The organism is [Clostridium] hylemonae DSM 15053, from assembly GCF_008281175.1.
GTDB classification, from domain to species: Bacteria; Bacillota; Clostridia; order Lachnospirales; family Lachnospiraceae; genus Extibacter; species Extibacter hylemonae.
Genome location: NZ_CP036524.1, coordinates 1912017 through 1930601, shown reverse-complemented (window position 1 = coordinate 1930601; position 18585 = coordinate 1912017). Strand labels below are relative to the sequence as shown.

The window sequence follows — 18585 nt, the reverse complement described above, 5'->3', positions numbered from 1 at the left end:
TTATGAGCAGCCGTATTGAACAGATCATTGAAGAAATTGAAGAATACATTGACAGCTGTAAGTTCCAGCCGCTGTCGACGTCCAAGATCATTGTAAATAAAGATCAGATGGACGAGCTTCTGCGTGAACTCCGCATGAAGACGCCGGATGAGATCAAGCGTTACCAGAAGATCATCGCAAACAAAGATGCGATCCTCGCTGATGCGCAGGCGAAGGCGGACAGCATGATCGAGGAGGCACAGATCCACACGAACGAGCTTGTCAGCGAACATGAGATCATGCAGCAGGCTTATGCGCAGGCAAATGAGATCGTGACCGCAGCCACGGAACAGGCGCAGGAAATACTCGACAATGCCACAAGCGATGCCAACGATATACGGATCGGCGCCATGCAGTACACCGACGATCTGCTCGCAAATGCCGAGAGCATTATCGGACATACGCTTGACAGCTATACGACAAAATATGACGGTCTTGTAAATTCTCTGCAGGAATGCTATGACATGGTGCGCAGCAACCGCACCGAGCTCGACATTCCGGAACAGTCAGCGCGTACGCTGGAAGCAGAGTACGGCACTCCGGAAGAGCCGGAGGAAGAGCTTCAGATAGAGGATGACGAAGACTTACTTCAGTAAAACGATATAACCATAAGCTAACAGGCTGGTTACCCCCGCGGTGACCAGTTTTTCTATTATGTAGGGAAATATGGGAAACCCTGCTTCCTGCACCATGCAGCGCGTCTGAGCCACAGAACACCAGCCGCCGAAAGAAGTCAGTCCCATGGCAAGCACAAAGCGAAGACCCGGTTCGGAACAGCTCGTGCAAAGCATGGAGATCCCGTTTGTGATCTCGAGAGACGGAAGACCGGCCAACATAAGCGCCGGATGATGAAACGGAAGCAACTGCGCAAGTGATATAAGGACAGAGAACAGCATGATGTACCCGCCCACTTTTGTGATAGTCTCAAAACCGTTCATGATGCAGTCATCCAGAACACTTGAAGAGGCTGCTTTCTGCGCTGGCAGATGATAAATACGGCCGCCCGCAGCATGACTCATATGATAGTAACGCCGGAAGAGAAAACTGCACAGGACCGGAGCGGCCATGAGTATGGCTATGGCCGGCAGCGTAAGAGATTCATCTTTCATATTCTGCCAGATCACGTAGCTTATGATGAACATCGGGCTTGTATTGTTGCAGAAAGAGAGGAGATACCGCCCTTCCTCCCCGGATATATAGCCTCCGTTGTGAAGGTCTGCGGTCACTTTGCTCCCCATAGGATATCCGCAGAGAAATCCGGTGAGCACCGCAAAGGAACCGTAGCCTGAGACCGAAAAGAGCCGGCAGAAAAGAGGGCCGGTGATCCGGGCAATGAGGGTGGCGGCATTTGTCCTGATCAGCAGGTTGGATATGATGATAAAGGGCAGAAGCGTGGGCAATACAACGTTGAACCAGAGGAGTAATCCTTCGCTTGCGCCGTTGAAAACAGGCTTGGGAAATACCAGCATCAGGCCGAACATGCAGATGATAAGGATCATAAAAAAACGACGTTTCATGCGTGCTAATATCCATTCAAGAATCTTTCTTTTTATTGTATGGATAAGGTTGATTTTTTATGATGACTGTGACAGAATGTATTATAGAAATAAAAAGTCTAAAGAAGAGAGGTTAAAGAAATATGGCAGTATTAGATCAGCTAGAACCAAAGAAAGTATTTCAGTTTTTTGAAGAGTTGTGTCAGATCCCGCACGGTACTTTTGATACGAAACGTATCAGTGATCACTGTGTCGCATTCGCCAGAGAACGGGGACTGGAAGCTGCGCAGGATGATGCAAACAACGTGATCATCAGAAAACCGGGTACTAAAGGATATGAAAACAGCGAGCCGGTCATTCTTCAGGGACATGTAGATATGGTGTGTGAGAAAAAACCGGGCTCGTCTCATGACTTTTCCCGGGAAGGGCTTGAACTGTATATCGAGGATGGATATGTAAAAGCAAAAGATACCACATTAGGCGGGGACGATGGTATCGCAGTTGCAATGATCATGGCACTTCTGGACAGCAATGATATACCTCATCCTCCGATCGAAGCAGTATTTACCACAGATGAGGAAGTCGGCATGGGTGGGGCCATGGCTATAGACTTATCTGTACTGAAAGGAAGAAAACTGATCAACATCGATTCTGAGGAGGAAGGGATCCTCACGACAGGCTGTGCCGGAGGATTTCGCTATGAGACTCTCATTCCGGTCCACAGAGAGCGTAAGACAGGAACGATCGTGACACTTAAGATCCACGGACTCCAGGGCGGACATTCAGGTATCGAGATACATAAGCAGCGCGGCAATGCGCACAAGATGATGGGGCGTCTTTTGAACCACATAGGAAAGAGCGTTGAGATCGGTCTCGCAGAGATAAACGGAGGATCCAAGGACAACGTCATCGCAATGGAATCAACCGCGGAGATCCTTGTGGCAGACAAAGATGCAGCCGCCGTAAAGGCCATGGCTGACGAGATGAAAGCAGTGTGGGACAACGAATTCATGGGAGATGAGCCGGGCCTGGCAGTTGAGGCAGATACTTCGGCAGATTCCACCGTAGACGTGTGCGACAAGGCAGGCACAGAGCGTGTCATCTCTTATCTTGTGACTTGTCCGTATGGCGTTCAGGGTTACAGCAGGAAGCTGAAAGGTCTTGTGGAGACATCGATGAATATCGGTATTCTGGAGACGGCAGCCGACCATGTCAAGACGGTATATCTGGCAAGAAGTTCTGTGGAGAGCAAAAAACAGGAGATGAAGGAAGTGCTGGCCGCATGTGCGAAGACTGCAGGGGGAGAAGGACAATGCTACAACGAATATCCTGCATGGCAGTTCAATCCGGATTCCGAACTCCGCCAGATCATGGAAGATGTATATGAAGATATGTTCGGAAAGAAACCGGAAGTGACTACTGTGCACGCCGGACTGGAGTGCGGACTTTTTCTCGGAAAGAAACCGGATCTCGACTGTGTATCTTTCGGCCCGGATATCATGGATGTACATTCCTTCAACGAGCGCCTTGGCATAGAATCCACTGCCCGCTCATGGAAATATCTGCAGGCAGTGCTTGCAAAGTGCAAATAAGCACACCGTACCATTTACAGAGAGACCGGGCACATTAGCGCGCGGACATAAAGGTATCGATAGAATAGAATTCAACGAAGAGGTGCTTCTCGCTAAGCATCTCTTTTAATATGTGCATAAAGATACCGGGGGAGCTGACTTTGTTCAATGTGCCAGGAACCGGGGAAACCGACTCTTTGCTGCCGAACTCCCCGCCCCAGTCACCGTCATAAGTGAAATCAATGCCGCAGCTTGGACTCCCGTCAATACCGATGATACCGGTCAGCTCATACCTGTCCGGGAATGCATTGTATTCCTCCAGCTGCATAACGACCGGCTCCAGCATCCTGCGCGCTTCCGCCCGGAAATGAGGCGTATCAAACTGGGAGGCAGCATGTCCCCAGCGGCGGCTTCCGTAAAGTAAAAACTCCGGACAGGGCAGCTGTATGATCTCATATCCTTCTGACAGAAGATAGGTGAGGAATTCCCTCTTGTCCCTCCTCTCGGCTGTCATCTCCTCAATATTCTGATTTCTGAGCTTTGCTGCATCATTGAAAAAGCAGTGGCTCACAATTATAATTTTCTGTATCATAAGTATTCCTTTCAGTGATCACATTTAAAAGCTGTCTATATTATACCATTGAAGCGGAAAAACGGCCTATAGAAAAATACAATATAAGATGGGCGTTTATCACAATAACCGATTGGGAATGCACGGACAATCATGCTAGTATAAGTCCGAGAGTTTATAATTTACATATGAGGATGGAGGATATTTATGAACAGAGAGATTTCCGGCACAACAAAACTGATGATGTGCGGTCTGGCCATCGCGGTCAACATTGTACTCGGCATTGTCATGGCTGCAGCCAAATTTCCGGTATATCTGGATACGATCGGCACAATATTTATCGCAGTTTATTTCGGTCCGTGGTATGGCGCTGCGGTCGGGGGAGCAACCAACTTTCTCACCGCGCTTTTGTACGGTATGAGTGATATGCCGTTTATGCTCGTCAATATCGCTGTTGGACTCGTTATCGGTCTGCTGTTTTGCAAAGTGAAGTTCACATTTCTGAATGTAGTGATCGCCGGAATCATAGCCGGGATCGTAGCTCCTGTCATCGGTACGCCGATAGGGATCGCTGTATACGGCGGATTGACAGGAACAATTTCCGATGTGGCTGTAATATGGCTGAAACAAAGCGGCGCAAGTATATTTACAGCTTCTTTTCTTCCGAAACTTGCCAATAACCTGGTCGACAAAACAGGTTCGTGTCTCCTCATTTTCCTGCTCGTAAAAGCAATGCCGGGAGCACTGAAGCCAAAGTGCTGGATGAGAAAAAGAGCTGAGGCGTAAAACAGTATACGATAAGTTCAGAGAGGCTGCCCCAAAGTATTTGTTTTGGGACAGCTTCTTTTTTCATATAGTAAAATAAAAAGGATATCATATGAAACGTATCAGACCTGGCAGGATCCTGCTGCTTTTGCTGCTCACCGCACTTTTTACCGTGCTCCTTACCGGGCACATATATGACCGGGCTGTCCGCAACAGAATGAAGAAAGAGACGATAGCAGACCTTACATACCGCACAGAATTTTATTCAGACTCCATGCGCGAAGAGAAGGAGAAGCTTTCCAAAGGATGCAGAGAACTGCTCGAAAATGTGGAAAACGAAGTGAGTTATTTTCCGATTCCCGAGTCCACTGTGGACAAATCGCTCACGGTATCTTTTGTGGATTCATGGATGGCGGAGCGGAAATATAACGGAACGAGCGGACATGAGGGGACGGATATCATGGCAGGAGAGAATGAAAGAGGACTTTATCCGGTACTCAGTATGACGGATGGAACAATAACAAACCTCGGATGGCTGGAAAAAGGAGGGTACCGCGTCGGAATCACGTCCGATAGTGGTACTTATTATTACTACGCACATCTTGACTCGTACGGAAATATACATAAAGGCGACAAGGTCAAGGCAGGCCAGTTCATTGGATATATGGGAGATTCCGGATACGGTGAGGAGGGGACGACCGGCCAGTTCGACGTCCATCTGCATCTTGGAATATACTCCTATAAGACAGGGGAAGAAATCAGCGTGAATCCTTATTATGTACTGCTGTCACTGGAAAATAAGAAATTAAAATATTCTTATTCCTAGAGTTATGACAGCGGATATGTTATACTAAACTATGTATGTATAAATAGTTTTAAATGTAAATACATATGGAGGACTTAGACTATGAATCTGCCCTGTGCATTTGAAGATAAGATGAAGGAACTCCTTGCCGGGGAGTATCCTGATTATATAGCCTGTTATGAGGAGCCAAGATACTATGGGCTTCGTGTCAATACAAATAAAATAACGACAGAAGAATTTAAAAAAATCTGCCCTTTTGACATTACGCCCGTACCGTGGATCCCAAACGGATTTTATTATGACGGGGAAACAGTGTCTCCGTCAAAGCATCCGTACTATTTTGCGGGTCTTTATTATCTGCAGGAACCAAGCGCAATGACGCCTGCCAGCCGCCTTCCGGTCAATCCGGGCGAAAAAGTGCTGGACCTTTGTGCCGCGCCGGGAGGAAAAGCCACGGAACTGGGGGCAGAGCTCTGCGGCACAGGTGTGCTTGCGGCCAATGATATCAGCAGTTCAAGGGCAAAAGGGCTGCTGAAAAATGTGGAAGTCTTCGGCATTGGAAATATGCTCATCCTGAGCGAAGAACCAGGCAGACTTTCCGGATATTTCCCCGGATATTTTGACAAAATACTCATCGACGCCCCGTGCTCCGGGGAAGGAATGTTCCGCAAGGACAGGAAAATGGTGCGGGCATGGGAAGAACACGGACCGGAATTCTTCAGCAGCATCCAGAAGAGTATTATCGTCCAGGCTGCAGATATGCTCAGGCCCGGCGGTATGATGATGTATTCGACCTGTACGTTTGACGGGCGGGAGAATGAACAGACAGTGGAGCATCTCTTAAAGAACCGGCCGGAATTTGAGATAATGGATATGGAGCCGTATGAGGGGTTCAGCCCGGGACGTCCGGAGCTGTCAGAGACACACTGCCCGGAACTAGTTAGGACCGTACGTATCTTTCCTCATCATATGAAAGGGGAAGGACACTATCTGGCGCTTTTAAAAAAGAACGGAAGCGCAGCTGCAGAAAAGAGCGCGGTGCCGGGAAAACGAAACGGTACTGTCCTGCCGTCTGAGCTTGCAGAGTTTATGGAAAATGTATCGTGGAAACTAAAGGAGAGCAGAATTGATATAAGGGGAGAACGTATATATTATATGCCGGAAGGGCTCCCCGACTTAAGAGGCGTTCGCTTTCTGCGGACAGGCCTTCTGCTCGGAGAACTGAAAAAGAAACGGTTTGAGCCGAGCCAGGCGCTGGCCATGCATTTGAAAAAAGATGATTACAAAGAGACACTTGACTTTTCTGCCGGGGATGAACGGGTGTCCAGATATCTGAAAGGGGAAACGCTCCATCTGGACGACATGGTGTCTGACAGAAGCAAGGGCTGGTATCTCGTCTGTGTGGACGGTTATCCGCTCGGATGGGGCAAGCTCTCACAGGGGACGCTTAAGAATAAATATCTTCCGGGATGGAGGCTGTGCTGATGATAAGGCTCGACAAATACCTGGCGGATATGGGCATCGGCACACGTCAGGAAGTAAAAAAGCACATCCGCCAGGGAAAAGTGAAGGTGGACGCGGCAGTGGTCAAATCTCCGGAATATAAAGTAAACGAAAAAGAGAGCACTGTATTGTACGGGGACAGCCCGGTGCGGTATGAAGCTTTTGTGTACTACATGCTGAACAAACCGGCCGGAGTCATATCTGCGACAGAAGACCGCAGGGAGAAGACCGTAGTTGACCTCATAAAGACAAAAGAAAGAAAGGATCTGTTCCCTGCAGGCAGACTCGACAAAGATACAGAAGGCCTGCTTCTGATAACGAACGACGGTAAACTGGCTCACAGCCTTCTGTCGCCGAAGAAGCATGTGGACAAGACATATTATGCCAGGGTAAAGGGCATCGTCACAGAAGAAGATGCGCGGGCTTTCGCAGAAGGCATTGATATAGGAACTTCTGCTTTGCCGGAATGGACAAGACCCGCGGTGCTGGAAATTATATCCAGTGGACAGGAATCGGCGGTACGGCTTACCATACAGGAGGGGAAATTCCACCAGGTAAAGCGTATGTTTCTGGCGAGAGGGAAGGAAGTCGTCTACCTGAAGCGGGAGCGGATGGGCGGACTCGTCCTCGACAGTTCACTGAAGCCGGGAGAATACCGCAAACTTACAGATGAGGAGTTAAGGAATATATATGGAACAGACAGACATGCTGAAGGACACGGAAGCGATTATATTTGATATGGACGGGACGCTCATAGATTCCATGTGGATATGGCCGTCCGTTGACGACGATTATCTCTGCAAGTATCATCTGGATAAGCCGGATGATTTTCATGAAATGATGGAAGGGAAAAGTTATGTTGAAGTGGCCCAGCTTTTTCTGGATCTCTTTCCCGGGCTTGACCGGACGCTTCAGGAAGTTATGGATGAGTGGATGGATATGACATATGACAGATATACCCATTCTGTGGAACTGAAAGAGGGGGCGCATGAGTTTATTCTGGACATGCGCGCTGAGGGCAGAAAAATAGGGATTGCCACAAGCAATGCAGGCACGCTGGCGGACGCGGCGTTGAACGCGCTGGATGTGCGCGGTCTGTTCGACTCGGTGCACAGTGCATGTGAAGTGGAAAGAGGAAAACCGTCGCCGGACGTGTATCTGCTCGTGGCGGAAGAACTGAAGGTACCGCCAGAGCGATGTCTCGTCTTTGAGGATGTCCCGATGGGAATACTGGCGGGCAAGAGAGCCGGAATGAAAGTGTGCGGGGTGGACGACGAATTTTCCAGGCCGCAGGAGTCCAGGAAGAAAGAACTGGCCGATTATTACATACAGACTTATTATGATATAAGAAAAGGAACTTACGAGGTATTGACATGATAAAAGGATTTTTACCGATCTGCAGACGAGATATGGAAGAGCGGGGATGGGAACGTCCGGATTTTGTCTATGTGTCCGGGGATGCCTATGTGGACCACCCGTCTTTTGGCCATGCGATCATTACGAGAACGCTGGAAGCATACGGATATAAAGTGGCCATCATACCGCAGCCGGACTGGAAGGACAAGACGAGCATCACAGAGTTCGGTGAACCCAGGCTCGGCTTTTTCGTGTCTGCCGGCAACATGGATTCTATGGTGAACCATTACACCGTCTCCAAAAAGAAGCGGAAGACAGATGCGTTCACCCCGGGAGGCGTGATGGGAAAGCGCCCGGACTACGCCACTGTCGTATACTGTAATCTCATCCGTCAGGTGTACAAAAAGACGCCGGTCATCATCGGAGGGATCGAAGCGAGTCTGAGAAGACTGGCCCATTATGATTACTGGTCCGATAAATTAAAACGCTCCATCCTGCTTGACTCCGGCGCAGATCTTATTTCCTACGGGATGGGCGAACTGTCTGTCGTAGAGATAGCAGAGGCACTCGATGCCGGAATTGAAGTAAAGGATATCACCTACATCCCCGGAACGGTATGCAAGGTAAAGGATTTAGAGAGCGTATACGACGCGGTCGTGCTGCCATCCTTTGATGATCTGAAAAGAGACAGGCTTAATTATGCAAAAAGCTTTTACACGCAGTACTGCAATACAGACCCGTTTGCGGGGAAGAGACTCGTAGAGCCTTACGGAGAACATCAATATGTCGTGCAGAATCCACCGTCGAGACCGCTTACCCAGTCGGAAATGGACCGTGTGTACAGCTATCCGTATATGAGGACCTATCATCCGTCCTATGAAAAAGACAACGGGGTGCCTGCCATTTCTGAGGTGAAGTTCAGTCTTGTGAGCAACCGGGGCTGTTTCGGAGGATGCAGCTTCTGCGCGCTGACATTTCATCAGGGAAGGATCATGCAGGTGCGCAGCCATGAGTCGCTGCTGGCCGAGGCAAACCAGTTTATATGGGAAGAAGATTTTAAAGGATATATACATGATGTAGGCGGTCCGACGGCGAACTTCCGACACCCTTCCTGCGACAAACAGCTGAGAACCGGGGTGTGCACAAAGCGGCAGTGCCTCTTCCCAAAGCCGTGCGGGAATCTGAAAGTGGATCACAAAGATTACATCGTGCTGCTCAGAAAACTGAGGGAACTGCCGAAAGTGAAAAAAGTATTCATCCGTTCCGGCATCCGTTTCGATTATGTGATGGCAGATAAAGACGATACTTTTTTCCGGGAGCTGTGCCAGTACCACGTCAGCGGACAGCTCAAAGTTGCGCCCGAGCATGTGTCAGACGCGGTCCTGTCGAAGATGGGGAAACCGGAGAACCGTGTGTATCAATCCTTTGTCAGTAAATACAAAAAGATAAATAATGATATAGGAAAAGAGCAGTATCTCGTCCCGTATCTCATGTCTTCACATCCCGGCTCTACGATGAAGGAGGCGGTGGAACTGGCAGAATACTTAAGAGATCTGGGATATATGCCGGAGCAGGTGCAGGACTTTTATCCGACGCCGTCCACGATCTCTACGTGTATGTATTATACCGGTGTTGATCCGAGGGATATGAAGCCGGTATATGTACCGAAAAATCCGCACGAGAAGGCGATGCAGCGGGCGCTGATCCAGTACCGGAACCCGAAAAACCACGAATTGGTCCTCGAGGCGCTGAAAAAGGCAGGCCGCATGGATCTGGTCGGGTTTGACAGACACTGTCTCATCCGTCCGAGGCATTCGGGAAGCGATAAAGCGACTAAGCCCGGAAACGGACCAAACAGACAGGAGAACAGAACTGCCAGAAAGAAAAAGACGATACGAAACGTTCACAAAAAAAAGAAAACGAGATAGGAGGCAGAAGTATGAGAATAGCAATTATTACAGGCGCATCTTCCGGTATTGGCCGGGAGTTTGCCAGGCAGATACCTAAGCTTTACAGGCAGCTGGATGAAATATGGGTGGCTGCGAGAAGTACCGATAAGCTGAAAGAACTGGAAAAAGAGCTTCCGCTTCCTGTGCGTATCTTTGACGGGGATCTGACGAGAGATTATATATACGAGCGGATCGGCAGGGAACTGGAACGGAAGTCCGCCGATATCCGCATGCTTGTCAACGCGGCAGGGTACGGTCTGATCGGTGAGGCGGCGAAACTGGATATGAAGTCACAGGCGGGCATGATCGACTTAAACTGCAGGGCTCTGACGAAGATGACGCTTATGTGCATACCATACATGTCCGCGGGCAGCCGTATCTTACAGATCGCATCTGCCGCAGCGTTCGCTCCGCAGCCGGACTTTGCCGTCTATGCGGCGACTAAATCTTATGTATACAGTTTTGCCAGGGGAACAGGCAGCGAACTGAAGCGCAAGGGCATCGTGACGACAGTGGTCTGTCCCGGCCCTGTAGATACAGCCTTTTTTGAGCGCGCAGGAGCATCCGGCAGTGATTTTAAGCAAAAATTTATGTCCGGTCCAAAGGACGTCGTGCATAAGGCGCTCGCAGATTCCGCCGCAAGACGGGAGGTATCCGTGTACGGAGCTGCCATGAAAGCGGCAAGGGCAGCTGCCAAGCTGCTCCCGTCCAGGCTGGTGATCCTGTTGATGAAGACAGGAAGTAAAAAAGCAGAATAAGGGAGACGAAAGATTACAATGAAGATACAAAAAGGACAGCCGGGCTATATAAAGGCACAAAAACAAAAACTGCTTCTGTTCACGATCATGGAGTTTGCCATCGTAGTGGCGCTTCTGCTGCTCGGGTATTTCCAGACGGGAACAAAACTGAATCTGCTCACGGCAGTCGCTGTACTTGGCTGTCTTCCGGCCTCAAAGATGCTTGTAGAGTTTATCGCCATTGCCCCGTACAAGGCCGTTGACCCGGAGAAGTACATGGAGACAGAAGAAAAAGCGGCGCTTCTTACGACAGCCTATGATATGGTCATCACAAGTAAGGAGAAGATCATGCCCGTAGACGCAGTCGTCATATCAGGCAATACGGTGTGCGGCTATGCGTCCAACCCGAAGACGGATGTGGCGAAGGTGGCAAAGCATTTGAAAGAAACACTGCATCAGAACCGCCTCGACAAGGTGACGGTGAAGATATTCAGCGACTATGCTGCGTTTATAGCCAGGGCGGAGGGGATGAACAATATGGCCGCGATAGACAGGCCCGACACGCAAAAGCTGGAACAGAAAATCCGCGGCACAATATTGAGCACTTCCATGTAAATCAGAGATAAAGAAAGGTGTTCTTTAATAGAACTACTATGAAAATCATAATAATCAAACCAAATGAATCGGAGCAGAGACTTGACAAATTTTTAAAAAAATATATGAACCGTGCGCCGGGAAGTTTCCTGTATAAGATGCTCCGCAAAAAAAATATAACATTGAACGGCCGCCGGGCCGGCGGAAACGAGAAACTGCACACAGGAGATGAAGTCAGACTTTTTCTGTCGGATGAGACCATTGAAAAATTTACCGGGGATGACGAGCCGGTTGCAGGCGCAAAAGGCAGAAATACCACGCTTGATATTATCTACGAAGACAGTCATGTCCTATTTGTGAACAAGCCGGCCGGCATGCTGTCACAGAAAGCTGAAAAAACAGACATCTCTCTCGTTGAGCATATCATCTCGTATCTGCTGGACAGCGGACAGCTTACGCGGGAGGAGCTCCGGACCTTCCGCCCGTCCGTCTGCAACAGGCTGGACCGCAATACGAGCGGCCTTGTGGCGGCGGGGAAAACACTGGCCGGGCTTCAGATGTTCGGCAGCCTTTTCCGGGACAGAAACCTGCGAAAATACTATCTCTGTATCGTAAAAGGCAAAGTAGACAAGCCGTCCCATATCAAAGGATATCTTATCAAAAATGAACAGACGAATGAAGTGAGGATCGTAACGTCCGGGGAGGCTGAAAAAGCGGCGCCCATAGAGACGGAGTATATCCCTCTGGCGTACAGCAGGGAGCATTCGCTTCTCAGGGTACATCTGATCACCGGACGTACCCATCAGATACGGGCACATCTGGCTTACGTATCCCACCCGCTGTGCGGTGACTATAAATACGGAGACAGGGATGTGAATGAGCGGTATAGAAAGAAATACGGCGTCACATCACAGATGCTCCACTCATATGAGCTTGTCCTTCCTGTGCTGGAAGGCGAGTTTGCGGCACTTTCAGAAAGGACCTTCCGGGCGCCGGTGCCGGCCTTATTTCAAAAAGTGATAAAGGAGACAGCATGGGAACATGGAACTCAAGAGGCCTTAGAGGTTCTACACTGGAAGATTTGATAAACCGTACAAATGAACGGTATCTGGAGAAAGATCTGGCACTTATACAGAAGATCCCGACGCCGATCACTCCGGTAAAAATGGATAAGGAACACCGGCAGATCACACTGGCTTATTTTGACCAGCGCAGTACGGTGGACTATATCGGCGTGGTACAGGGAATTCCTGTCTGCTTTGACGCGAAAGAGTGTGTGGCCGACACCTTTCCGCTTCAGAATATCCATGAGCACCAGGTGGCGTTCATGGGCAGCTATGAGAAGCAGGGGGGAATGGCCTTTCTCATCATCTATTTTTCGGCCAGAAATATATTGTATTACATGCGCTTTTGTGAGATGCAGGGATTCTGGGAGCGGGCGAAAAACGGAGGAAGAAAAAGCTTCCGGTTTGACGAGCTGGATCCACGCTTCCTGCTTGAATTAAAAAATGGCTGTTTCGTCCCGTATCTGGATGCCATGAATCTGGATCTGGAGCTGAGGGAGAAACTTGACAAAGAATAAGAAAATGCGTATAATGCAATGTGATTTAACATGGTAGCATACTAAAGTGGCGCTGAGTGAAACAGCATGACATCGTTGGGAGGAATTATGAAAAAATTATTGCACACTCCGGAAGGAGTCCGGGATATATATAATGTAGAATGCGGGAAAAAACTGGCACTGGAGAGCCGGCTTGGCAAAGTATTCCATCTTTACGGGTATCACGATATTCAGACACCTACATTTGAATACTTTGACGTGTTCCGGAAGGAGATAGGCACCATTCCTTCAAAGGATCTGTACAAATTTTTTGACAAGGACGGCAACACTCTTGTTCTCCGGCCGGATATCACGCCGTCCGTTGCAAGGGCGGCAGCAACGCTTTTTGGAGAAGAACAGCTGCCGATCCGCCTGTGCTATACCGGCAATACGTTTGTAAATCATTCCAGCTATCAGGGACGTCTGAGGGAGAACACACAGATGGGAGCGGAACTGATGGGAGATGATTCGGTGGAGGCAGACGCAGAGATGCTGGCGCTTGTCATTGAATGTCTGACGTCCATCGGGCTGAAGGAATTTCAGCTGAATGTCGGGAATGTAGACTATTTCCAGAGTCTGATCGAGGATGCGGACCTGGACGAGGAAGCAGAAGATAGGGTGCGGGAACTGATCAACAACCGGAATTATTTCGGCGTAGAACAATTTCTGGACAGCATCCATGTAAAAAGAAGCTCCAAAGAAGCCTTTTCCGCCCTGGATGAGCTTGTGGGCGGCGTGGAGATCCTTGCCCAGGCGAGAAACACCGCGCCGAACTCAAAAGGTATCATGGCAGTGAAACGGCTGGAACGAATATACGATGTGCTGAAGATATACGGCGTCGAAGAATACGTAACCTTTGATTTGAGCATGAGTGGTACTTATGGGTACTACACGGGAATCATTTTCCGGGGATACACATTCGGGACCGGGGACGCGTTTGTAAAAGGCGGACGTTACGACCGGCTTCTTGAAAAATTCGGTAAAGAGTCTGCATCTATCGGATTTGTCATCGTTATCGACGAGCTTATGAACGCGCTCACAAGACAGAAGGTACGTATTGTGTACACGAGAAAAAACACGCTTATCGTGTATGATGAAGAGCGGCTGAAAGAGGCGCTCATACTGGCGAGGGATTTCCGTAAGAAGGCCAAGAACACGGAGCTCGTCAAAAAATCCAAAGGTAAACTTATTGAAGATTACATCGAATACGGCAAGGAGTATTATGCCGGAAATCTGATCTATATCAATAAAAATGGGGAGATCACGATGATAAACCTGGTGACAGGGGAGCATAAAGTGATCGCCTCCAGGGACAGGAGCTGACAATATGAGATATCTGACATTTGCCCTTGGAAAGGGGCGCCTTGCAAATCAGACACTGGAGCTGTTTGAAAAAATAGGAATCACATGTGAAGAGATGAAAGATAAAGATTCCAGAAAACTGATATTTACAAATGAGGAGCTGAAGCTGAAATTCTTTCTGGCAAAGGGGCCGGATGTGCCTACCTATGTAGAATACGGCACCGCGGATATCGGCGTGGCAGGCAAAGACACCATACTGGAAGAACGGCGCAAGGTTCATGAGGTACTGGATCTTGGGTACGGAAAATGCAGCATGTGCGTCTGCGGTCATAAGGAAGCGGCCCCTCTGCTCCAGCATCACGAACTCATCCGGGTTGCCACAAAATACCCGAATATTGCAAAAGACTATTTTTATAATACAAAGCATCAGACCGTGGAGATCATCAAGCTGAACGGTTCAATAGAACTTGCGCCCATAGTCGGGCTGTCAGAGGTGATCGTGGACATTGTCGAGACAGGCTCCACACTGAAAGAAAACGGCCTGGAGGTGCTGGAAGAAGTATGCCCGCTTTCAGCCAGAATGATAGTAAATCCGGTAAGCATGCGCATGGAGAGCGGGAGGATCAAGGCGCTTCTCACTAAGCTGCGCGCTCAGATTCAGATATAAGATCAGCCGGAAGATGAAGAGAGGACGGATAAATATGAAAATACTGCGGTTAGACAAAGAGACAAAACAGAATGTACTGGAGGACCTTCTGAAACGTAGCCCGAACAACTACGCCGGTTATGAGCAGGGCGTATCAGAGATTCTTAAAAGGATAAAAGAGGAAAAAGACAGCGCGCTTTATGAATATACGAGAAAGTTTGACGGCGCTCATATCAACGCCGGGAATATAAAGGTAACGGAAGAAGAGTTTCAGGAGGCCTATGAGCAGATGGACGATTCTCTTCTTGCCATTATGAGAAAAGCGCTGGTGAATATCCGCACTTATCATGAAAAGCAGCGTCAGTACAGCTGGTTTGACAGTAAGCCGGACGGTACGATCCTCGGACAGAAAGTCACGCCCCTTTACCGGGTCGGCGTGTATGTTCCGGGCGGCAAGGCCGTGTATCCTTCTTCTGTGCTCATGAACATCGTTCCGGCGAAAGTGGCAGGGGTCGGGGAGATCATCATGGTGACGCCTCCCGGAAAAGACGGACGGGTCAGTCCCAATACGCTTGTCGCCGCCAGGGAAGCAGGCGCTGACGCCGTCTACAAGGCAGGCGGCGCTCAGGCAGTCGGCGCGCTGGCTTATGGGACGGAGAGCATACCAAAGGTGGACAAGATCGTAGGTCCTGGAAATATATACGTAGCGCTCGCCAAAAAGGCAGTGTACGGCCATGTGAGCATTGATGCCATAGCAGGTCCGAGTGAGATACTCGTGGTGGCCGATGAGACCGCAGATCCAAGATATGTGGCTGCCGACCTTCTGTCACAGGCAGAACACGATGAACTTGCGTCCGCCATACTTGTGACGACAAGTGAGAAGCTGGCCGGCGAGGTGTCCGCTCAGGCAGATGCATTTGCAGAGCAGCTGTCCCGTTCAGAGATCATAAAGAAATCGCTGGATAATTACGGCTATATTCTTGTGGCCGACACAATGGATGACGTGATAGATATCGCCAACGACATTGCCTCCGAACATCTTGAGATAATGACAAGAGACCCATATAATGTTATGATGAAGATAAGAAATGCAGGAGCCATATTTATCGGGGAATACTCAAGCGAGCCGCTGGGCGACTATTTTGCAGGCCCTAACCATGTACTGCCGACCAATGGGACCGCCAAGTTCTTCTCCCCGCTGTCCGTGGATGATTTTATAAAGAAATCCAGTATCATCGGCTATTCCAGAGAGGCGCTGGAAGAGATACATACGGATATCGAAGCCTTTGCGGAGGCGGAGCAGCTGACTGCACATGCCAATTCCGTCAGAGTGCGTTTTGAAGAGAGATAAGGAGGAGAAGACGATGAAACGGACAGCCGAATGTACGAGAAAGACGAAAGAGACCGATATCACTGTTAAACTTACGCTGGATGGGACCGGCCAGAATGATATCAGCACCGGGATAGGGTTTTTTGACCACATGCTGGACGGGTTTGCACGGCACGGCTTATTTGACCTGACGGTGAAGGTCAAGGGGGACTTGCGCGTGGACTGTCATCACACGGTCGAGGATACAGGGATCGTACTCGGGCAGGTTATCGCCCGGGCAGTGGGCGATAAAGCCGGTATCAAGAGATACGGACACTTTATCCTCCCGATGGATGAGACGCTCGTCCTCTGTGCGGCAGATCTGTCAGGACGCCCATACTTAAGCTGTGACGCTTCATTTCCGACAGAACGGATCGGAGAGATGGATACGGAGATGATACGTGAGTTCTTTTACGCCGTATCCTACAGCGCCATGATGAATCTTCACCTGAAGATACTGAATGGAGGCAATAGCCACCATATGGCGGAAGCCATGTTCAAAAGCTTCGGGAAAGCGCTTGATATGGCGACCATGGAGGAACCGCGGATAAAAGAAGCATGGACTACAAAAGGAAGCCTATAAAGGAGACTATATACGATGAGCTATAAACGATTGATACCCTGCATATTTATCAGGGGCGCAAAAGCGGTAAAATGGTTTACGGACGAGACGGTGATATCGGAAGATGTCATCGGGCTTGCCAAATATTACAGTGACCACGGGGCGGATGAACTGCTCGTGTTCGACTTGTCAGACTCTGATGAGGAACATGAGGAAGCGATCGACCTGATGAAGCGCATGAACCGTGTCATACGCATACCGATGGTGGCCGGGGGGAATATACGGCGCCAGGAAGATATAAAGAAGATTCTGTACGCAGGAGCCAAGCGGGCGATGCTGAACTTCTCCAAAGCAGACAGCGTAAAGCTGATCGAGGATGCCGCCAGACGTTTCGGCAAGGAAAAGATGGCAGTATCACTGAACGACTTTGACGCTCTGTTCAAGCACCAGCACCTTATTCAGGACTACAGCAGTGAGATCGTATTCATGCACAGGCTGGATCTTAATTCTGTCATGAACGTCACGGATGTTCCATGTGTGATCGTGACCGACACAATGGAGGAGCCTGAACTGTTTAAAATACTGAAATGTCCCGGCGTCAAGGGACTGTCAGGGAAGTTTGTCAGCCAGACAGATATGGACTTTGTGGAGTTTAAGGAAAAATGCGGTCAGGAAGAAATCAAGATGACTTCTTTCGAGAGCATGATGGAATTTTCACAGTTCAAGACGAATGAACAGGGACTTATTCCGGTCGTGGTACAGCATTACAAGACACAGGAAGTGCTTATGCTTGCCTATATGAATGAGGAGGCATTTTACAGCACGATCAAGACCGGCAAGATGACTTATTACAGCAGAAGCAGAGAACAACTCTGGACAAAAGGCGAGACAAGCGGCCATTTCCAGTATGTAAAATCTCTGACGATAGACTGCGACTATGATACACTGCTGGCAAAAGTCGACCAGGTAGGGCCGGCCTGCCATACAGGCAATGCGACCTGCTTTTTCCAGCCTCTTGTCGGCAGTGACTATGACGAGACAAATCCGCTGCAAGTGTTTGAGACAGTGTACGGAACCATTATGGACAGACGTGAAAATCCAAAAGAAGGTTCCTACACAAATTATCTGTTTGATAAGGGGATCGATAAGATATTAAAGAAAGTGGGAGAGGAGGCGACGGAGATCGTCATTGCCGCCAAGAACCCGAATCCGGAAGAGGTTAAATATGAGATGGCCGATTTCCTTTATCATGCCATGGTGCTTATGGTAGAGAGGGGAATCAGCTGGGAAGACATCGTAAAGGAGCTTGCGGACCGGTAAAAAACGGAATGAAAGTAAACGCATACCGCATATAATATTCCAGGCAGGAAAAGACTCACACATATCTGCCTGGAAAGGACGGGTACGCACTATGAACAGCTCTGAAAAACGAAGGCGCCAGCTGCTGGATGAAACACGCTATCTGTACAGTGACCGCAAGGTCCCTCCGGCCGTACATCCGAGATACGGCGCCGCTTACCATAAACTATATGGAGAAGAGGAAACCGGAGCGGTCAGTACGTTTGGGATCCGGGTCTTCCTGTGCTTTATGCTTTTTGCAGCTTTTGTTGCCATGGAGAACAACGGCATCGAAGTCAAACATGTAAGCAGCGACCGGGTGATACAGGAGATCACGACCGACATGGATGTGGCGGAAGTCTGGAAGAATCTTTGAGGTAAA

20 protein-coding genes are annotated in these 18585 nt (G+C 49.2%); 18 read left to right on the top strand and 2 right to left on the bottom strand.

The features are described from left to right. Positions 1-2: 2 nt before the first annotated feature. The gene (locus LAJLEIBI_RS08865) at positions 3-635 is read left to right on the top strand and encodes a hypothetical protein (RefSeq protein WP_006441463.1); all 633 of its coding nucleotides are present in this window, start codon (positions 3-5) and stop codon (positions 633-635) included. Here the strand turns inward: LAJLEIBI_RS08865 and LAJLEIBI_RS08860 are convergent. Further along, on the bottom strand, positions 624-1556 hold the full coding sequence (locus tag LAJLEIBI_RS08860) for a hypothetical protein (protein ID WP_006441462.1): 933 nt from the start codon (positions 1554-1556) through the stop codon (positions 624-626). The two genes, LAJLEIBI_RS08865 and LAJLEIBI_RS08860, sit on opposite strands and share 12 nt — an antisense overlap. 122 nt (positions 1557-1678) lie before the next feature. Here LAJLEIBI_RS08860 and LAJLEIBI_RS08855 point away from each other — a divergent pair, with 122 nt between their 5' ends. After that, positions 1679-3127: an aminoacyl-histidine dipeptidase gene (locus tag LAJLEIBI_RS08855; RefSeq protein WP_006441461.1), complete on the top strand. Its 1449-nt coding sequence runs from the start codon at positions 1679-1681 to the stop codon at positions 3125-3127. A 34-nt stretch (positions 3128-3161) separates the two neighbouring features. On the opposite strand, the gene LAJLEIBI_RS08850 is transcribed toward LAJLEIBI_RS08855, so the two are convergent. Further along, positions 3162-3698, bottom strand: a complete 537-nt coding sequence (locus LAJLEIBI_RS08850) for a CD3072 family TudS-related putative desulfidase (protein ID WP_006441460.1) — start codon at positions 3696-3698, stop codon at positions 3162-3164. Positions 3699-3884: 186 nt separating this feature from the next. On the opposite strand from LAJLEIBI_RS08850, the gene LAJLEIBI_RS08845 reads away from it, so the two are divergent. The 16 genes from LAJLEIBI_RS08845 (at position 3885) to LAJLEIBI_RS08770 (ending at position 18579) form a co-directional block, all read left to right on the top strand. Further along, a complete protein-coding gene (locus LAJLEIBI_RS08845) occupies positions 3885-4463 on the top strand; it encodes a CD3073 family putative ECF transporter S component (protein ID WP_006441459.1) in 579 nt (192 codons plus the stop codon). A 91-nt stretch (positions 4464-4554) separates the two neighbouring features. After that, positions 4555-5268 (top strand): M23 family metallopeptidase, encoded by a 714-nt coding sequence (locus LAJLEIBI_RS08840; RefSeq protein ID WP_006441458.1) that lies wholly within the window; start codon positions 4555-4557, stop codon positions 5266-5268. 81 nt (positions 5269-5349) lie between these two features. Next, positions 5350-6732, top strand: a complete 1383-nt coding sequence (locus LAJLEIBI_RS08835) for an RsmF rRNA methyltransferase first C-terminal domain-containing protein (protein WP_006441457.1) — start codon at positions 5350-5352, stop codon at positions 6730-6732. Next, a complete protein-coding gene (locus LAJLEIBI_RS08830) occupies positions 6732-7487 on the top strand; it encodes a pseudouridine synthase (RefSeq protein ID WP_187120276.1) in 756 nt (251 codons plus the stop codon). Before LAJLEIBI_RS08835 ends, LAJLEIBI_RS08830 begins: the two co-directional genes overlap by 1 nt. Then, entirely contained in the window at positions 7456-8127 is a 672-nt protein-coding gene (locus tag LAJLEIBI_RS08825) for an HAD family hydrolase (protein ID WP_006441455.1), read from the top strand. Before LAJLEIBI_RS08830 ends, LAJLEIBI_RS08825 begins: the two co-directional genes overlap by 32 nt. Next, entirely contained in the window at positions 8124-10034 is a 1911-nt protein-coding gene (locus tag LAJLEIBI_RS08820) for a YgiQ family radical SAM protein (RefSeq protein ID WP_006441454.1), read from the top strand. Before LAJLEIBI_RS08825 ends, LAJLEIBI_RS08820 begins: the two co-directional genes overlap by 4 nt. An 11-nt stretch (positions 10035-10045) precedes the next feature. Further along, complete coding sequence (locus LAJLEIBI_RS08815) at positions 10046-10813, top strand: SDR family NAD(P)-dependent oxidoreductase (RefSeq protein WP_006441453.1); 768 nt, start codon at positions 10046-10048, stop codon at positions 10811-10813. An 18-nt stretch (positions 10814-10831) separates the two neighbouring features. Further along, positions 10832-11407 carry a hypothetical protein gene (locus LAJLEIBI_RS08810; protein ID WP_006441452.1) on the top strand — a complete coding sequence of 192 codons (576 nt, stop codon included), beginning with the start codon at positions 10832-10834 and terminating at the stop codon, positions 11405-11407. A 38-nt stretch (positions 11408-11445) separates the two neighbouring features. After that, positions 11446-12471, top strand: a complete 1026-nt coding sequence (locus LAJLEIBI_RS08805; protein WP_006441451.1) for an RluA family pseudouridine synthase — start codon at positions 11446-11448, stop codon at positions 12469-12471. Then, positions 12420-12968: a Holliday junction resolvase RecU gene (locus LAJLEIBI_RS08800; RefSeq protein WP_040434585.1), complete on the top strand. Its 549-nt coding sequence runs from the start codon at positions 12420-12422 to the stop codon at positions 12966-12968. Before LAJLEIBI_RS08805 ends, LAJLEIBI_RS08800 begins: the two co-directional genes overlap by 52 nt. A gap of 87 nt (positions 12969-13055) precedes the next feature. Next, positions 13056-14309 (top strand): ATP phosphoribosyltransferase regulatory subunit, encoded by a 1254-nt coding sequence (gene hisZ, locus LAJLEIBI_RS08795; RefSeq protein WP_040434584.1) that lies wholly within the window; start codon positions 13056-13058, stop codon positions 14307-14309. A gap of 4 nt (positions 14310-14313) precedes the next feature. Continuing rightward, on the top strand, positions 14314-14955 hold the full coding sequence (gene hisG, locus LAJLEIBI_RS08790; protein WP_006441448.1) for an ATP phosphoribosyltransferase: 642 nt from the start codon (positions 14314-14316) through the stop codon (positions 14953-14955). A 34-nt stretch (positions 14956-14989) separates the two neighbouring features. Continuing rightward, positions 14990-16285, top strand: a complete 1296-nt coding sequence (gene hisD, locus LAJLEIBI_RS08785) for a histidinol dehydrogenase (RefSeq protein ID WP_040434583.1) — start codon at positions 14990-14992, stop codon at positions 16283-16285. 13 nt (positions 16286-16298) lie between these two features. Further along, positions 16299-16886 (top strand): imidazoleglycerol-phosphate dehydratase HisB, encoded by a 588-nt coding sequence (hisB, locus tag LAJLEIBI_RS08780; RefSeq protein ID WP_040434582.1) that lies wholly within the window; start codon positions 16299-16301, stop codon positions 16884-16886. A gap of 15 nt (positions 16887-16901) precedes the next feature. Further along, the gene (gene hisIE / locus LAJLEIBI_RS08775; RefSeq protein WP_006441445.1) at positions 16902-18185 is read left to right on the top strand and encodes a bifunctional phosphoribosyl-AMP cyclohydrolase/phosphoribosyl-ATP diphosphatase HisIE; all 1284 of its coding nucleotides are present in this window, start codon (positions 16902-16904) and stop codon (positions 18183-18185) included. 91 nt (positions 18186-18276) lie between these two features. Then, a complete protein-coding gene (locus tag LAJLEIBI_RS08770) occupies positions 18277-18579 on the top strand; it encodes a hypothetical protein (protein WP_006441444.1) in 303 nt (100 codons plus the stop codon). Positions 18580-18585: the final 6 nt, after the last annotated feature.

Excerpts from the sequence above, each read along its gene's own strand:
- LAJLEIBI_RS08805 (WP_006441451.1), top strand. The coding sequence starts at position 11,446 with ATGAAAATCATAATAATCAAACCAAATGAATCGGAGCAGAGACTTGAC.
- hisIE (WP_006441445.1), top strand. The coding sequence starts at position 16,902 with ATGAGCTATAAACGATTGATACCCTGCATATTTATCAGGGGCGCAAAA.
- hisZ (WP_040434584.1), top strand. The coding sequence starts at position 13,056 with ATGAAAAAATTATTGCACACTCCGGAAGGAGTCCGGGATATATATAAT.
- LAJLEIBI_RS08820 (WP_006441454.1), top strand. The coding sequence starts at position 8,124 with ATGATAAAAGGATTTTTACCGATCTGCAGACGAGATATGGAAGAGCGG.
- LAJLEIBI_RS08860 (WP_006441462.1), bottom strand. The coding sequence starts at position 1,556 with ATGAAACGTCGTTTTTTTATGATCCTTATCATCTGCATGTTCGGCCTG.
- LAJLEIBI_RS08815 (WP_006441453.1), top strand. The coding sequence starts at position 10,046 with ATGAGAATAGCAATTATTACAGGCGCATCTTCCGGTATTGGCCGGGAG.
- LAJLEIBI_RS08770 (WP_006441444.1), top strand. The coding sequence starts at position 18,277 with ATGAACAGCTCTGAAAAACGAAGGCGCCAGCTGCTGGATGAAACACGC.
- LAJLEIBI_RS08825 (WP_006441455.1), top strand. The coding sequence starts at position 7,456 with ATGCTGAAGGACACGGAAGCGATTATATTTGATATGGACGGGACGCTC.
- LAJLEIBI_RS08865 (WP_006441463.1), top strand. The coding sequence starts at position 3 with ATGAGCAGCCGTATTGAACAGATCATTGAAGAAATTGAAGAATACATT.
- LAJLEIBI_RS08845 (WP_006441459.1), top strand. The coding sequence starts at position 3,885 with ATGAACAGAGAGATTTCCGGCACAACAAAACTGATGATGTGCGGTCTG.
- LAJLEIBI_RS08800 (WP_040434585.1), top strand. The coding sequence starts at position 12,420 with ATGGGAACATGGAACTCAAGAGGCCTTAGAGGTTCTACACTGGAAGAT.
- LAJLEIBI_RS08850 (WP_006441460.1), bottom strand. The coding sequence starts at position 3,698 with ATGATACAGAAAATTATAATTGTGAGCCACTGCTTTTTCAATGATGCA.
- hisB (WP_040434582.1), top strand. The coding sequence starts at position 16,299 with ATGAAACGGACAGCCGAATGTACGAGAAAGACGAAAGAGACCGATATC.
- hisD (WP_040434583.1), top strand. The coding sequence starts at position 14,990 with ATGAAAATACTGCGGTTAGACAAAGAGACAAAACAGAATGTACTGGAG.
- LAJLEIBI_RS08840 (WP_006441458.1), top strand. The coding sequence starts at position 4,555 with ATGAAACGTATCAGACCTGGCAGGATCCTGCTGCTTTTGCTGCTCACC.
- LAJLEIBI_RS08835 (WP_006441457.1), top strand. The coding sequence starts at position 5,350 with ATGAATCTGCCCTGTGCATTTGAAGATAAGATGAAGGAACTCCTTGCC.
- LAJLEIBI_RS08830 (WP_187120276.1), top strand. The coding sequence starts at position 6,732 with ATGATAAGGCTCGACAAATACCTGGCGGATATGGGCATCGGCACACGT.
- hisG (WP_006441448.1), top strand. The coding sequence starts at position 14,314 with ATGAGATATCTGACATTTGCCCTTGGAAAGGGGCGCCTTGCAAATCAG.
- LAJLEIBI_RS08855 (WP_006441461.1), top strand. The coding sequence starts at position 1,679 with ATGGCAGTATTAGATCAGCTAGAACCAAAGAAAGTATTTCAGTTTTTT.
- LAJLEIBI_RS08810 (WP_006441452.1), top strand. The coding sequence starts at position 10,832 with ATGAAGATACAAAAAGGACAGCCGGGCTATATAAAGGCACAAAAACAA.